The organism is Pedobacter psychrodurus, assembly GCF_004331735.1.
Lineage (GTDB): Bacteria > Bacteroidota > Bacteroidia > Sphingobacteriales > Sphingobacteriaceae > Pedobacter > Pedobacter psychrodurus.
The window spans coordinates 36,052-52,487 of the sequence record NZ_SJSO01000029.1; the positions used below are offsets into that span (position 1 = coordinate 36,052).

Sequence of the window (16,436 nt, forward strand, 5' to 3'; positions counted from 1 at the left end):
CTGGCCAGGGGAAGAATGAGTTTTTTTGGAAAGCAAGCTCAGTGGTGCTTAGGTTTTGTTCAGTCCTGCTTTCATTACAAGTCCGCACTCGTTCCTCGTTTGCGTGCTTTTCATTCCAATCAGGTTTAGGTGGCAGAGCTAGAAGATTATTAATGTGTAAACCACCAAACGTTCCTACGGAACGAAAATGCCAATTATTCAATTGGCATTTCTACCCATGATGCGTCCCGCTGGGACGGCAAGGGAATAAAAGTTTAAATCATAATCTTGCAGTGGGGCAATGCATTAATTTTTATTGGTTGGTGTCCCACCAGCCAAGAAGATAACTATTTAATTTCGGTCGGTGGGACACCAACCGATAGATGAAACAACTTTTGTCCTTCTAGATAAGCTATCAACATTAGATTCCAAAGAGCGGTCGTCATTCCCGCGCAGGCGGGAATCTTAATACGACTGACAAACCCTACTAAGGCATTACGATTCCCAATCAAGTTGGGAATGACGCTACGATGTGTAAATGTCATCTCTCTTCCAATATTGTCCTAAAAAAACTGTACCCTACTAGCAATTCCAATAGAAAGGTTGTCAATGATGATTGCCCGTTGCCTACCATCTTCACTAATAATTAACTGCCTTCACTACATCGTCCCATCGGGACGATTGATGGGTAAAAAAATAGATTATTTTTTCCGTTCCGTAGGAACGTTTCGTGTCTCGACATTGGAAAGATGGCCATTACATATAAAAAAAAAGAAGTCAAGTTTTAAAAACTTGACTTCTTTGGTAATAGGCTATTTGTTTTTCCTAAACCCTAAACCCTAAACCCTAAACCCTAAACCCTAAACCCTAAGGCTAAAACTCCGCGTTTTTCGGGAATCTTGGGAAAGCGATTACATCACGAATGTTGGTCATTCCGGTTACGAACAATACTAAACGTTCGAAACCTAAACCAAAACCTGCGTGTGGAGCAGATCCAAAACGGCGGGTATCTAAATACCACCAAAGTTCTTCCTGCGGAATGTTTAAATCTTCCATACGTTTAGTTAAACGGTCTAAACGTTCCTCACGCTGCGATCCGCCAATCATTTCGCCAATACCTGGGAATAAAATATCCATCGCTGCAACAGTTTGTCTGCCTTCTGCATCTGGCTCATTCTGGCGCATGTAGAATGATTTAATATCAGCAGGGTAATCCGTTAAGATTACCGGTTTTTTAAAGTGTTTTTCTACCAGGTAACGTTCGTGCTCACTTTGTAAATCGGCACCCCATTCATCAATCAGGTATTTAAACTGTTTCTTCTGGTTCGGTTTAGAAGACTTTAAAATCCTGATCGCCTCAGTATATGTTAAACGCTCAAACTCGTTTGCCAAACAGAAATCTAATTTCTCTAACAAGCTAAATTCGCTGCGCTCGTTCTGCGGTTTTTGTTTGTCCTCTTCAGCTAAACGTGTGTTTAAGAATTCTAATTCATCTTTGCAGTTATCTAAAGCATATTTAATTACATACTTCATCATATCTTCTGCAAGCTGCATGTTGTCTTCTAAATCGGCAAAGGCAACTTCTGGCTCAATCATCCAGAACTCGGCCAGGTGACGTGTCGTGTTCGAATTTTCTGCCCTAAAAGTAGGGCCGAAAGTATAAATCTGTCCGAAAGCCATTGCCGCTAACTCACCTTCCAATTGCCCCGATACTGTTAAGTTAGTTGCACGGGCGAAGAAATCTTGTGAGAAATCTACTTTACCGTCTTCTGTGCGTGGTGTATTGTCGAAATCTAAAGTAGTTACCTTAAACATTTCGCCGGCACCTTCCGCATCACTAGCAGTAATTATTGGTGTATGCATGTACACAAAACCACGTTCGTTGTAGAATTGGTGAATGGCAAAAGCCAATGCATGACGCACCTTAAAAACGGCATTAAAAGTATTGGTACGGAAACGCAGGTGAGCAATTTCGCGTAAAAACTCTAAACTGTGTTTCTTCGGTTGTAATGGAAACTTTTCAGGATCACTATCACCCAAAATTTCTACAGTTGTTGCTTTAATCTCAACAGTTTGACCTTTACCGAGCGATTCGATTAATTTGCCAGTTGCAGAAATGGCTGCACCAGTTGTTATTCTTTTTAACAGCTCATCAGGTAAATTATTAAAATCGATCACAACCTGGATATTGCTCATGCAAGACCCATCATTTAATGCAATAAACTGATTATTACGGAAAGTTCTAACCCATCCCATAACCGTTACTTCTGTGTCAAATGCTGTCGACTTTAATAAATCTTTAATTTGCTGTCTCTTAATCATATTGTTATTTGTAAAAGGCGCAAATTTAGAAAAAAAATATATCAGTTGGCAGTTTTCGGTACACAGTTTTCAGTTTTTTAGCAAGTGGCTCACTCTAAACTCCAAACGCTCAACTCCAAACTATTACTACTGTTGTTGCTGCTGCTGTTGCTGGATCGCTTCCATATATTGTTGATAGCTGTTTTGTGTTCTGACGGTGGTTATCGTGCCTGAAGGTTTGGTATAGTTAACTTCCTTCGGTTGAAAGTAGGTTTCATTGTCATTAAAATCTTCATCATTGTAACCTACTGATACATTTACCTCCATGATGTGTTCGAAGCCGCCTTTGTAAACCCCTTTTACTGGCGAACAATCGGTAAAGTTCCGTCCAACGGCCAAACGCACATGGTTTTCATTCACGATGCAATTGTTGGTAGGGTCTAAGCCCAGCCAGCCATATTCAGGCAGATAGGCTTCGGCCCAGGCATGGGTTGCACCTTCGCCACGCATACCATCTCTGTTTGGGCAGATGTAACCGCTCACATATCTTGCCGGAATGCCCGTTAAGCGCAGCATCGCCGTTAATACGTGTGCAAAATCCTGACAAACGCCAGCCCTAAGCTTCAATATTTCATTTATAGTGGTATCAACGGCAGTTACACCTTTAATGTATTCGAAATTGTTAAATACATCTGCGCAGTATTTTATCGCAGTTTGGTAAGGTGTATCTTCAGGTCCCTTAATACCTAAGGCGGTTTCTTTTAGTTGGATAATTCCATCAAAACTTTCCTGACGTAAATAATCAATATAAGGCACTTCATATTTAAGCGCATTTAAGCTGTTCCATTGTTCGCTGCTGAACATATCATCCTGCGGTAGTGCTTTGGCAAAAGTTTCTACACTTACTTTCGAGAAGATTTTAAGTTGGGTATGCGGTTCGTTTTGGGTAAAAGTGCCCACCTCGTTTCCGTAATAATCGATAAAAATCTCAATTTCCGGGCTTCCGGAGATATTCAGGTCGTGTTTAACCACTTTTTGGAAATCATCTTTAATCGGAAATAAAATAATCTGATTTGCACTATCCCGAACAGGCAATTCGTATTTGTAATTGGTGATGTGCTTGATTTTGAAAATTGGCATATTGGCTATTGTTATGTTACCACAGATTTAAAAATCAATTGAAGAATAATATCTGTGTTAATCGGTGTTCATCTGTGGTTAAAAAAAATATAATCTTATGAATTTGCGAAATAATATTCATTTAACAGGTTTCCGATGCCGAAAAGTTCAGCCCTGATCTCTGTAAGGTAATGATGCAATTGCTCTTCGTTCATGGTATTTACCGAGCTATAGGTAATCATACTTTTTAAACGTCCTATTTTAAAAGATAAGTTGTTGTAATGTTCGATATTACTTTCGCTCTTTAGCCGGTTAAAATATCTCTCAATATTATTCATGGCATACAGTGCCGACCGTGGAAAATCATTGTTGAGCATCACTAATTCGATGATATTTTTTGCATCGAAACCTTGCCTGTAAGTTTTTAGATATAGCTCATAGCCACCTAATGATAACAATAAATGTTTCCAGTAGGATATGTCGGTCAACAGATCTGGATTGCTGCTTATCGAGCTAAATTTAATGTCCAAAATATCAACCGATTGAATGCTTCTCTCCAGGTGTTTGCCAATGTTCATAAAACTTCTGCTTTCTCCTCGCTCCATTACACTGTCGGCAGTTCCGTTATATAACATTACCTGTTTAATCAATACATCTAAGGCTGTAACAGGATCATCCTTTTGTACGTACCACAATAATTTTTCGTCTTTTACTGCATGGTAATATTCGTTTAAGCATTGCCATAAATCTTTAGGGATATGTTCCTGAACACTCCGTGCATTTTCTCGTGCCAGGGTAACGATGTTTAAAATCGAATTTTGATTCTCGCGGTTTAACAAGAGGTATTCTATCACCGCCCGGCTATCGTGTTGGATATTCAATAGCTCATTTTCGTCATCTGATGAAAAAATCCTGATTACGGGCTTCCAGGTAAATTCCTGTATGGTATCTTGTGAGGAAGCGTAATTTATTTTTAACATGCGCAGCATACCATCGCTGCGCTCAACGTATCTGCTTAACCAATATAAACTTGATGCCACTCTACTTAACATATTCTGTATTCTAAGAAGTTAAAACCCATGTATCTTTACTGCCGCCGCCTTGCGAGCTGTTTACCACCAGCGAACCTTCTTTTAAAGCGACCCTGGTTAAGCCGCCTGGCACAATTGAAATGCCATCTGGTCCGTTTAAAGCGAAAGGACGAAGATCGATCCTGCGCGGTGCTAATTTTCCATTAATAAAGCATGGAGCAGAGGATAGGCTAATGGTGGGTTGGGCAATAAAATTGCGCGGATCTTTTAATATTTCAAGTTTGTATTCTTCGGTTTCCTGTTCGCTTGCCTCATGTCCCATTAGCATACCGTATCCACCGCTTCCATTGGTTTTTTTGATCACCATAGTGTTGATGTTTGCAAAAACATAATCGAGCTCATCTTGATTGCTAAGCTGGTAAGTGGGTACGTTCTTTAATATGGGGTCTTCGTTCAGGTAATACCTGATCATATCTGGCACATAGGTATAAACGGCTTTATCGTCGGCTACACCATTGCCAACCGCATTTACGATGGCTACATTGCCCTTGCGGTAAGCACCCATTAAGCCAGCAACACCCAGTACGCTATTTGGGTTAAAAACCAGCGGATCAAGATAGTCGTCATCTACACGACGATAAATCACATCAACCTGCTGCAGGCCAGTGGTAGTTTTCATAAATACCTTTTGATTTTTAACCACCAAATCACGTCCTTCTACCAGTTCTACGCCCATTAAGCGAGCCAGGGTGGTATGTTCGTAATATGCAGAATTATACATGCCCGGGCTTAAGAGAACAATTGTTGGGTTCGAAACTGCTCTGGGAGAGAGGCTCATTAAATTTTTATATAATATGGCAGGGTACTCGGTTACACTTCTTACACTGCATTGCGGAATGAGGTCGGGGAATAGTCTTTTGGTGATTTCCCTGTTTTCGAGCATATAACTTACGCCTGATGGTGTTCGAAGATTATCTTCCAGTACATAAAATGTTCCATCGTGATCTCTGATCAGGTCTATTCCGGCAATATGAATATAGATATCGTGTAATACATTTACATTGTGCATCTCTCTTAAAAAATGCGGACAAGAATAAATTACATTTATAGGTACAATCTGGTCTTTTAGGATAAATTGATTGCTATAAATGTCTTTTAAGAAAAGATTCAGCGCTTTTAGCCTTTGTTTTATCCCTTTTTCTATAAAAGACCACTCTGTTGAAGTGATAATTCTCGGGATAATATCAAAAGGGAAGATTTTTTCTATGCCTTCGCCGCTATCATATACGGTAAAGGTAATACCCTGGCTCATGAACAGCTTTTTGGCCAGTTCTTCCTTTTTGTTTAGGTTGTCGAGCGATTCTTTAGAGAAATTGTTGATGAAGTTTGAATAGTGATCTCTATAGTTATCACCATTTAGGAACATTTCATCGTAAGTTTTGGGATGATTAAAGTAATTTTTTATAAAATCTTCTATCATTTTGCTTAAATATTTCCTTAAATTATGATTTTGTAAGTGAAAAACTAATGTTTTTATATAAAAATTTAATAATAATATGATTTATGTCTATTTGTGATAATTTTTGTATCTGAATTTTAGTGTTTTATGTATTTTTTATTAAAATTTTAATTTTTTTAATAAAAATACTTGCTAATATGGATAAAATTTGTACTTTTGTGATGCTCGTTAATTATTATTATATATTTGGTTTAAAAAAAGCGCTGGTAACGGCGCTTTTTTTATAAAAATTACAAGACTTATTCATAATCAACATAAACCAAACACCCTAAACCAAGAAAGCTCCAGTAAAACTGGAGCTTTTCTTTTTATTCGCCTTATTTTTTAGCTTTTTCATTTATATTTCTTTTAAGTCTACGCTTTTCTTTTCTGCATTGTCAGGGAAAAGGGGTGATGTTTTTTTCGCAGATTTAAGATGATCAGCGTAGAAGCTATATAAGTCTATCGTCATCTCGACTGAAATGGAGAGATCTTTGAGCAAAGAAATAGACTAGTTGGCCACCGTTATTATTGATCCTTCGTTACTTGTCTTCGACAGGCTCAGACAGACAAAGCACGGTTTAATTTTACCATATAAGGAATTTAAGAAAATGTAAGGCCACAAAGCTTATATGATCCTTCTATGTCTCATATGGTTAAGAAACTAGAGGCAGTTTGTAGGGTATGTGGTTTAAAGAGAATGTTCAATTAAACATCCTTTTAAATCTGCCCTATTTTTCTGCGGCATCTAGGAGAACAGATGATTATGGCTTTATACTTCCCGAAGATTTAAGAAGGTAAAAAGTACAAATTAAGCAGGTGTTGAGGTTGTATACAATGGCGGGCTCTAATAGAAAAGTCGTCGTCTCGATCCGATAGCTATCGGATGAAGTGAAGCGGAATGGAGAGATCTATAAACTATGTTTAGTTTGAAAAGTTCAAAGATTTCTCCTTCAAAGGAGTTCTTTTAGAACACTGCGGTCGAAATGACGATCCCTCAAAAGGATTCTGAGTATAAAAAAAGCTATCCTGATTTTAATCGGGATAGCTTTCAATATATGTTTTGTTGTTGTTATGCTTCAGAATAAGTGATTTTATTTACGTGTTTATCAATTTCCCATCTTCCTGTGCCTTCTTCGCCAATCACTTCGAATAATTCTAATGCTCTACGTGCTTTGTATTCTTCTTCGCGTTGCTCTTTCAAGAACCAGTTTAAGAATTCCATGGTTACAAAATCCTGTTCCTTATGGCATTTAGAAGCCAGGTTTTTAAAACTTTGGGTAATCGCGATCTCTGCTTCTAAGGCATCTTCGAAAACTTCTCTAAATCCGGCAAATTCGGTTTTAATACCCGAAACTTCTGGAGATATTGCGTTTCCGCCCATATCTAAAACATATTTAAATAATTTTAACTGATGTACTCTTTCTTCTTCAGATTGCTTTAAAAAATAATCTGCTGAAAAATCGAATCCATTTTGGTCACACCAAGATGACATTGATAAATATAGTGATGAAGAGTGAGCTTCTTTTTTGATCTGCTGATTTAATAATGTTTCAATATCTTGTGATATTAAACATTTAATGCGCATTAAGTCTTTCATAATTTTCTTTGCTTAACTAATGATACAAATGTAACATCAAATTAACCATATTGTGTGATTTATTTGCTATATGAAATTAGTCTAAATTGCTGATAATTAGTTATTTGTAATCAGTTTAAATAAGGTGGGGTGTATGATGGAGGATGTAATATGGATGACGGAATAACGCGAGACGGATACTGGTTGAGAATCAGAAGGATAGTGATCAGTTTTCAGTTGACAATTTTCAGATACCAGTGAAATAACCATAAGTTTGGAGTTTTTAGTTGGGCATTTGACATCAGTTAACTGATTTAAACAATTAACCCAAAAGACCAGTTTGCAGTTACGAATGAATTTAAGCCTATGTTGAGTAATTGAGAATTAGGAAATGGGTTATATCGAAACTCACTTCGCGATCGTCATCCTGAGGGATAATTTATTGTAAAAAATCAATATGATTGATTTTTTACCCTACGACTCACCGCCGCCGATTGGCTCTTTCTTTTTGGTGTCAAAAAGACCAGCAAAGCTAGCTTGAACACATCTAAAAAAAATAAAAGCAAGTGAAAAAACAAAAACCACCGGCTGAAAATTTTTCTTTCAAAGCTAGGGGGATGGCTGGGGCGGTAGAGCCCGAAAAATTTGTTAGGCCGGATTTAAGTATAACGGAGATATAGTACTATGGCCAAGCTGGGCAGAAATGTATGTTGCAAATAAAGTGCTTATCATTATATGATTACGAATAACGTTAATGGTAGTTTATCTCAGGATCTTCCCAGCATAATGGATACTGAAACAAGTGTAAGAGAAGTTGGCAATTTTCAGTTAACAATTTTCAATTGGCATTTTGATATAAGCAGTTAGCCAGTTTAAACAATTAACCGATCAACCAATTTATGCAGTTAACCAATTTGCAGAACAAATGACTAATGAACCACTGAACTAGTAAACCAACCTATACAGGCAGTCGCTAATGAGGTGGTTTAATTTGAACATGGTAAAGGTGCCTTGTAATAAATCTTTTAAGGCTATGATTTCTAAAGCGCTTAATAAATAAATGTGTTCGCAGCCATTAAAGGTAACCAGTTCGAAATCGGCCTTGTGCGTATTTAAAAGAAGTGCTTCGATATCAATCTCCTCTACTACTTTTTTTAATTTTTGAAGAGACAGGCAGTTAAAGCGTGCAAACTTGCCGCCAAAATCTACATAAAAGCAGTTTAATTTATCTGATTGATAAATAGAACCATGGGTATTTGAGAATACGTTAACCAGTTCATTAATATCGATACACGCTTTTTCCATCGGTTACAAAAATTGGCATTATTTAGATTAAATACAAATAAAAACGAAAATAAATTTGGGAAGCGCTCAGCGTAGAGCGTTAGGCGGGTTGCCAAATTGGTTTTTAAGCGTAGTGAATTATAATTGAACAATGATGGTTTAAAAGAAATACTTCAATGATCTTATATTCCTTAAATGTTAAATAGCTGAAGCAGCTACATATATTGATTATAAAGCCACATCGTATATTGAACCATATAAGTTAATTAAAGAACATAAGAGTATCAGTAGACATGTAAGCCAGATACATTAAAGCGTAGTGATTTATAATTGAATAAGTGGCCGATTTAAAACAAATGGTCTAAAATGACCTTATATTCCTTAAATGGTAAATAGCTGAGGCAGATAAAATAGATCAATTTTTAAAACTACACCGTATATATGTGAACCATATAAGTAATTAAAGAACATATAAGCATCAGTAGGCATGCAAGGCAGATATATCAGGCCTATTTATATAGGTTGTTTATGCGTGTAAACTATTCGTTAACAATTGGTTGTAAAAACCATATGATGATACAGTCCGCCCATAAATTCCTTTTCATTCTGAATAGCAAAGCCCATATTTTGATAAAGTTTTAATGCCCGGTCATTGTTTTGTTCTACCAATAAGCCGATGTGATGGTGGCCAAGTTGCTTAGCCCAATCAATTCCTGCTTTAATGAGCTGTTTTCCTATTCCCTTTCCTTGAGTCTTCGGATTAACACTAATGGTATCGAGGTAAAATTCCCCACTTTGGGTCTCAGTGCCTTGATTAGTATTGTTTGCCTGGTGATGCTCGGCCAGGTATGCCAGAAATGGCTGACGAAGTTCGGGGAGTTTACTGCCATCGTAAGCATTTATAGATCCCAGAACTTTGCCTTCATCTTCAAAAACTAAAGTATTTTCGTAACTATATTGGTTACCCCGCTGCTGGAAGAAGTGTTTAAAAATCTCGTTAATGACTTCTACGTCATCAGAATTGGTTAATTTATTCGCCAATGTACCCATGGCCTGGATAATCAACGGTACAACTGCTTCAGCATCAGTGGGCTGGGCTGGTCTAATCATTTAGATATCGCTTAGGTTAAAGGTATCAGCCACTCGGATTCCTTTTTCTGTTCTTTGCAGGGTACAGCATTCGTTAATTGGATCGTGCTCAAGATATAATATGTAGTTGTTGTTTACCGCTTCTTCTAAAAATGCCTGTTTCTCGGTCAATGTTTTTAACGGGAACATGTCGTAGGCCATTACGTAGGGCAGGGGAAGATGACCTACTGAAGGTAAAAGATCGGCCATATACACCATTGTTTTGTCTTTGTAACTGATTTTGGGTAACATCATGGCGTCGGTGTGGCCGTAAGCAAAACTGATATTGATGTTTTTTTGCCACTCGATATTCTCTTTTTCTTCCACAAATTTAAGCTGTCCGCTTTCTTGAATAGGAAGGATGTTTTCTTTTAAGAAAGAAGCTTTTTCTCTTGCATTTGGTTCTACCGCCCATTGCCAATGTTTTTCATTGCTCCAATAGTGCGCGTTTTTAAAAGCAGGTATCAGTTTGTCGTTTTCTCTAACTATGGCACCACCAACATGATCGAAGTGAAGGTGGGTAAGGAAAACATCAGTAATATCGGCTGTGCTAAAACCCAAATGTGCGAGCGATTTTTCCATCGAATCGTCCCCGTGCAAATAATAATGACTGAAAAACCTTTCGTCCTGTTTGTTTCCAATTCCGGTATCCACTAAAATTAATTGATTGCCTTCTTCTATCAAAAGGCAGCGCATGGCCCAGGTACAAAGATTGTTCGCATCGGCCGGGTTGGTTTTCTGCCAGATGGCCTTGGGTACAACGCCAAACATAGCGCCACCATCTAGTTTAAATAAGCCTGTGTTTATGGTGTGGAGTTTCATTTGAGGGTTCGGGTTAGGGGTTAGGGGTTTAGAAAAATACAAAAACCCTTTAGGATTAACTAAAGGGTTTTTGTTATTTGGATCATTGACTATAGACTCTCGACTACAGACTCATGACTTATAGGTGGATCACTTCTCCGTATGCATCAGCAGCGGCTTCCATAATGGCTTCGCTCATGGTAGGGTGAGGGTGAACAGATTTAATCATTTCGTGACCAGTAGTTTCTAATTTACGGGCAACTACTATTTCGGCGATCATTTCGGTAACGTTGGCACCGATCATGTGTGCGCCTAATAATTCTCCGTATTTAGCATCGAAAATTAGTTTTACGAAACCATCTTTCGCACCGGCAGCACTTGCTTTACCTGATGCAGAGAATGGAAATTTGCCAATTTTTAATTCGTAACCTGCTGCTTTTGCTGCTTTTTCGGTATAACCTACCGAAGCAATTTCTGGTGTGCAATAAGTACATCCTGGGATGTTGTTGTAATCTAATGGCTCAGCATGCTGACCAGCGATTTTTTCTACACAGATAATACCTTCTGCAGAAGCAACGTGTGCAAGTGCCTGGCCACCTACTACATCGCCAATTGCATAATAACCTTTAACAGAAGTGTTGTAGAATTCGTCAGTAACAATTTTACCTTTCTCTGTTTTGATACCGGTTTCTTCTAAACCAATGTTCTCGATGTTTGCTACGATACCAGCAGCTGAAAGTACGATATCAGCTTCGATAGTCTGCATACCCGAAGCCGTTTTAACAGAAACTTTACAGCCTGCGCCGCTTGTATCAACAGCTTCTACACTAGCCGATGTCATTACATCGATACCCACTTTTTTAAGGCTGCGTAATAATTGTTTAGATACATCTTCGTCTTCTACCGGCACCACATTATCCATAAACTCTACGATGGTTACTTTTGTGCCCATGGTAGCATAAAAATAAGCGAACTCTACACCAATAGCACCGGAACCTACTACTACCATGCTTTTTGGTAATTCAGGAAGTACCATTGCCTGGCGGTAGCCAATAATTTTTTTGCCATCTTGTTTCAGGTTAGGCAATTCTCTTGAACGTGCACCTGTAGCAATGATGATATTTTTAGCGCTAAGTTCTTGTTGAGAACCATCAGCACCTTTAACGTCTAATTTATTTCCTGGTTTTACTTTACCAGTACCCATAATTACGTCAATTTTATTTTTCTTCATTAAAAATTGAACGCCTTTACTCATGCCATCGGCTACACCACGACTGCGTTTTACCACAGCAGCAAAATCGGCAGTTGCGCCAGCAGTAGTAATTCCGTAATCAGCAGCATGATTAATATATTCGAAAACCTGAGCACTTTTTAAAAGTGCTTTAGTAGGGATACAGCCCCAGTTTAAACAAATACCACCTAATGATTCACGCTCAACAATTGCAACTTTTAGTCCCAATTGAGAAGCTCTGATTGCAGCTACGTAACCACCTGGGCCGCTGCCTAAAACAATAACATCGTAATTCATCCGTATTTTTTAGTTTATTTTTTATCTGTCAGATGGAAGCTTACCATAATTAAAATCATCATTTAATTTATGGACGGTTCGTATCTGTTTTAATGAGATTTATTTTTAATTGTTTTGTATTAGCTGTAATCGTTAGGCTTTATTCCTTAATACTGGTTGCCTAGATTCGGATTACAAAAAGTTAAAAGATCTTCATCCTGCAACAATCGCTCAAAACTAAAAAAAAAATGTCAATTGCTTAGATCAATGTTGAGATAACCGTTAAAATTTACAATGATTGAATATTGGTCGTGCAAATTTACGGTTGTGTGTTGATCTGGTGTTCGGGATTTTGCAAGTAAATAATAAATATTTTAACGATATGTTAAATTATGATGGTGTTTTTGCTTAAAAACTTATTGTTAACAGGTGTTATTGGAAAAATACCAACATTATAGGGTCTTTTCTGCGTAAATTATAATCAACGGTAAGTTTCGTTATTAATAATCTAGTTATATGCTCAAAGTATTGATAAACTGAAAGTTATAGTCGATCCAATATGTGTTAAATGTTGAAAAGTTTTGCCTGACTTAATAATTATTTAACATTGGATGTTAAAATGTGTTAAATTTTATTGGGTACATTTGCGGCATTAATATCCCTATTAGATTTATTATTCAACAACAAAAAACATTTAAAAAACAAAGTATGAAGAAATCTTTACTTTTAAGATTAGTACTGGTTATTGTTGCGTTTGTAGGTATTACCTTTAGTGCAAATGCACAGGTAACCTCATCATCAATGACAGGAACAATTAAGGATGCCAAAGGCGCCTTACCTGGTGCAAGTGTTAAAGCAACACATACCCCAACTGGTACAGTATATTCTGTATCAACAAATAACGATGGCCGTTTTGTAATCAATAACATGCGTGTTGGCGGTCCTTATATTTTCGAAATTAGTTTTGTTGGTTATGCACCAGAGAAAGTAACTGGAGCAATGTTAAAGTTAGGTGAACCTTACTTATTAAACCTTGTTTTAAGTGAAAATGGCAAACAACTACAGGAAGTTGTAGTTGCTGGTAAAAGAGATGCCGTATTTAGCAGTAAAAAAGTGGGTGCTTCTACGAATGTTAGCAAGGACCAGATTCAAAATTTACCTTCTTTATCACGTTCATTGCAAGATTTTACACGTTTAACTCCACAAGCAAATGGTAATTCATTTGGTGGTATCAATAACCGTTTCAATGGCTTAACTATTGATGGTGCTGTAAACAACGATGCCTTTGGTTTAGGAAGTACAGGTGCACCAGGTGGCCAGGCAAACACACAACCAATTTCATTAGATGCGATTCAAGAATTACAAATTGTATTGGCTCCATTTGACGTTACGAATAGTAATGCAATTGGTGGAGGTGTGAATGCTGTTACCCGTTCAGGATCAAATACTGTAGAAGGTTCAGCTTATTTCTTCGGTAGAAACCAAAATACAATTGGTAAAAGTGTTGATGGTACAAATACCAAGGCATTACCTTTCCACAATTATACATATGGAGCAAGAATTGGAGCGCCAATTATTAAAGATAAATTATTTTTATTTGTAAGTGCTGAAAGACAAACTATTGTTCAGCCTACAACTTTTAACTCAGGTGATGTAGGCGCAGTTTCTACTGCTGAACTTTTAAGAATTGCTAAAGTTGCTAAAGATCGTTACGGTTATGATGCAGGTGGTATTGATGCTTTTGATGCTGAAACAAGAAGTGACAAACTTTTTGCTCGTTTAGATTGGAACATTAATTCGAAGAACCAGTTAACATTACGTCATAACTACATTAAAGCTTATGATGATAACATCTCTAGAAGTGCGACTGCTTTCCGATTTGCAAGTAACTTATATCGTTTTAATGATCAGCAAAACAATTCTGTTTTAGAATTGAGAAGTGCAATATCTAGTACATTATCGAATAATTTAATTATTGGTTATTCTAGAATTAGAGATACAAGAGCAACTGTTGGTGATTTATTCCCACAAATCAGAATTAATGGTTTAGGTACAGGTAGCCAAGCTGCTACATTGGGTTCAGAAGCATCATCAACAGCGAATGAGTTGGATCAGGATATTTTTGAATTTACTGATAACTTTAAAATTTTTGCTAACAAACATACTTTCACAATTGGTACACACAATGAGTTTTATAAAATCAGAAACTTATTTGTGAACAACCTTACTGGAAGTTATGCATGGAATAATTTAGCAGACTTTGAGGCTAATACTAAACCCTCTGCAGCTACAAGTACTTCAAAGGTTCCGGGAGATCCAAGACCTGCAGCTAGATTTAGTGCTGCGCAATTAGGATTTTACTTCCAAGATGAAATAGATGCATTTAAAGGCTTTAAACTGATCGCTGGTTTAAGAGTAGATGTGCCATTAATTTTTGATACTCCATTAGCAAACCCTGATGTTGTTGCTACTTTCCCTAATTACAGAACTGATCAGGTTCCAAGCGGCCAAATACTTGTTTCTCCACGTTTGAGCTTTAACTGGGATTTAACAGGAGATCGTTCGGTTCAATTGAGAGGTGGTGGTGGACTATTAACAAGTCGCGCGCCATTTGTATGGATATCTAATCAATTCTCTGGAAATGGTATGTTAACTAGTGCCGTTAGTGCTCCTGTTGGAACTGGAACATTTATTCCAGATGTAAATAACCAATCGGCTGCTGGTGGTGTTGCTGGTACAACTTCACAAATTAGTTTAATTGATAATAACTTCAAATTACCTCAGGTTTTTAGAGCCAATTTAGCTGTTGATTTTAAATTACCTGGAGGAGTTCAAGCAACTATCGAAGGGTTATATTCTTCAACGGTTAACAATATTTCATATAAAAATTTAAATATTAAACCTTCTGTTGCCTCAATTAACCCATCTTTATCTGGTGGCGCTGATACTCGTCCTCTTTTTGTTAATACAACTGCAGGTAGGGTAAACGGAGCAAAATTTACTGAAGTTTATTTATTGCAAAATACAAGAAGTGGTTCTGCTTATAATGTAACTGCTCAATTACAAAAAGCATTCGACATGGGGTTATATGCTTCAATTGCGTATACTTATGGGAAATCAGAAGATATCAACTCAGGTTTTAGTAGTACGGCCAGTTCTGGATTTGGAGGTGTATTAATTTCTCGCGATCCTCAAAACCCACCACTAGCTTATTCTAATTACGATCTTCGTCATAGAGTGGTAGGTGCATTAAATTATTCAATTAAATATGGCAGAAACAAAGCTTCAGCTACTACTTTCTCGTTATTTTATGTAGGTAAGTCTGGAACCCCATTCTCTTATATCTATAATGGTGATTTAAATGGTGATAACTCAATTTCATCTGGAAACCCAAGCAACGATTTAATTTTTGTACCTCGTACATTAAACGATATTAAATTAATCCCTTTGGCTGCTTCAGGATCTTTACCTGCACAATCGGTTGCTGAACAATGGGCTGCCTTAGATAACTATATTAGCAATGATCCTTACTTAAGTAAAATTAGAGGTCAGTACTCTGAGCGTAATGTTGCCAGGATGCCTTGGGAACACCAGTTTGATGTTCGCATTATGCAAGATTTAGGTATTGTGTTTAAAGGCACTAAAAATTCACTACAACTTTCTGTAGATATTATAAACGTAGGAAACCTGATCAATAAAGATTGGGGAAAATCTTATTTTATTAATAATACAGCTTACTCGCTTATTAACTATGTTGCTGCGAATGGTGGCGGTTTTACATTTAGAGCACCAACTGGTGGTGTTCCTTATGCACTGTCTTCTTTCCTTTCAAGATGGCAAGGACAAGTTGGAGTTCGTTATAACTTTAACTAATACTGAAATACAACATTTAAAAGCCCCGATCATTTGATCGGGGCTTTTTTTTTGTTATAACACTGAATGGGAACGAGGGTTGTTATTTCGAACTAATCAAATCATGATCCTACCTCTTTTTTAATCTTTGCAGGCACACCAGCAACCATCACATTTGCTAGCACATCTTTTGTAACACAGGTTCCGGCGGCAATATAGGCTCCCTTTCCGATCGTGATGCCTGGAATTACTGTTGCGCCAGATCCGATAAAAATACCCTCCTTAATATGTACATTGCCTGCAATGGTTACGCCTGGTTAAATGGTCACGTAGTTTTCTATAATACAATCATGACTG

Annotated in this window: 11 protein-coding genes; 1 reads left to right on the forward strand and 10 read right to left on the reverse strand. The window is 37.4% G+C overall.

The window, feature by feature from the left end; genetic code table 11:
* Nucleotides 1-852 precede the first annotated feature (852 nt).
* The 9 genes from asnS to lpdA form a co-directional block, all read right to left on the reverse strand.
* Nucleotides 853-2,301, reverse strand: a complete 1,449-nt coding sequence (gene asnS / locus EZ456_RS22745) for an asparagine--tRNA ligase (protein ID WP_131534145.1) — start codon at nt 2,299-2,301, stop codon at nt 853-855.
* 126 nt (nt 2,302-2,427) lie between these two features.
* Nucleotides 2,428-3,420, reverse strand: a complete 993-nt coding sequence (locus EZ456_RS22750) for a transglutaminase family protein (protein ID WP_131534147.1) — start codon at nt 3,418-3,420, stop codon at nt 2,428-2,430.
* Nucleotides 3,421-3,515: 95 nt separating this feature from the next.
* Nucleotides 3,516-4,451: an alpha-E domain-containing protein gene (locus tag EZ456_RS22755; RefSeq protein WP_131534150.1), complete on the reverse strand. Its 936-nt coding sequence runs from the start codon at nt 4,449-4,451 to the stop codon at nt 3,516-3,518.
* Between the two features lie 10 nt (nt 4,452-4,461).
* Nucleotides 4,462-5,910 carry a circularly permuted type 2 ATP-grasp protein gene (locus EZ456_RS22760; protein ID WP_131534152.1) on the reverse strand — a complete coding sequence of 483 codons (1,449 nt, stop codon included), beginning with the start codon at nt 5,908-5,910 and terminating at the stop codon, nt 4,462-4,464.
* A gap of 1,090 nt (nt 5,911-7,000) precedes the next feature.
* Nucleotides 7,001-7,528: a ferritin gene (locus EZ456_RS22765; protein ID WP_131534154.1), complete on the reverse strand. Its 528-nt coding sequence runs from the start codon at nt 7,526-7,528 to the stop codon at nt 7,001-7,003.
* A gap of 924 nt (nt 7,529-8,452) precedes the next feature.
* Entirely contained in the window at nt 8,453-8,812 is a 360-nt protein-coding gene (locus tag EZ456_RS22770) for a hypothetical protein (RefSeq protein WP_131534156.1), read from the reverse strand.
* A gap of 525 nt (nt 8,813-9,337) precedes the next feature.
* On the reverse strand, nt 9,338-9,901 hold the full coding sequence (locus tag EZ456_RS22775; protein WP_131534158.1) for a GNAT family N-acetyltransferase: 564 nt from the start codon (nt 9,899-9,901) through the stop codon (nt 9,338-9,340).
* A complete protein-coding gene (locus EZ456_RS22780) occupies nt 9,902-10,741 on the reverse strand; it encodes an MBL fold metallo-hydrolase (protein WP_131534160.1) in 840 nt (279 codons plus the stop codon).
* 118 nt (nt 10,742-10,859) lie between these two features.
* Nucleotides 10,860-12,248, reverse strand: a complete 1,389-nt coding sequence (gene lpdA, locus EZ456_RS22785; protein WP_131534162.1) for a dihydrolipoyl dehydrogenase — start codon at nt 12,246-12,248, stop codon at nt 10,860-10,862.
* A gap of 687 nt (nt 12,249-12,935) precedes the next feature.
* Between lpdA and EZ456_RS22790 the strand changes: the two genes are divergently transcribed.
* Nucleotides 12,936-16,100, forward strand: coding sequence for a TonB-dependent receptor (locus tag EZ456_RS22790; protein ID WP_131534164.1), 3,165 nt, complete (start codon nt 12,936-12,938; stop codon nt 16,098-16,100).
* A gap of 101 nt (nt 16,101-16,201) precedes the next feature.
* On the opposite strand, the gene EZ456_RS25850 is transcribed toward EZ456_RS22790, so the two are convergent.
* A complete protein-coding gene (locus EZ456_RS25850) occupies nt 16,202-16,384 on the reverse strand; it encodes an acyltransferase (RefSeq protein ID WP_131534191.1) in 183 nt (60 codons plus the stop codon).
* Nucleotides 16,385-16,436 lie beyond the last annotated feature (52 nt).

Coding starts and splice junctions, on each gene's coding strand:
- asnS (WP_131534145.1), bottom strand. CDS start 2,301: ATGATTAAGAGACAGCAAATTAAAGATTTATTAAAGTCGACAGCATTT.
- lpdA (WP_131534162.1), bottom strand. CDS start 12,248: ATGAATTACGATGTTATTGTTTTAGGCAGCGGCCCAGGTGGTTACGTA.
- EZ456_RS22790 (WP_131534164.1), top strand. CDS start 12,936: ATGAAGAAATCTTTACTTTTAAGATTAGTACTGGTTATTGTTGCGTTT.
- EZ456_RS22775 (WP_131534158.1), bottom strand. CDS start 9,901: ATGATTAGACCAGCCCAGCCCACTGATGCTGAAGCAGTTGTACCGTTG.
- EZ456_RS22760 (WP_131534152.1), bottom strand. CDS start 5,910: ATGATAGAAGATTTTATAAAAAATTACTTTAATCATCCCAAAACTTAC.
- EZ456_RS22780 (WP_131534160.1), bottom strand. CDS start 10,741: ATGAAACTCCACACCATAAACACAGGCTTATTTAAACTAGATGGTGGC.
- EZ456_RS22750 (WP_131534147.1), bottom strand. CDS start 3,420: ATGCCAATTTTCAAAATCAAGCACATCACCAATTACAAATACGAATTG.
- EZ456_RS22765 (WP_131534154.1), bottom strand. CDS start 7,528: ATGAAAGACTTAATGCGCATTAAATGTTTAATATCACAAGATATTGAA.
- EZ456_RS22755 (WP_131534150.1), bottom strand. CDS start 4,451: ATGTTAAGTAGAGTGGCATCAAGTTTATATTGGTTAAGCAGATACGTT.
- EZ456_RS22770 (WP_131534156.1), bottom strand. CDS start 8,812: ATGGAAAAAGCGTGTATCGATATTAATGAACTGGTTAACGTATTCTCA.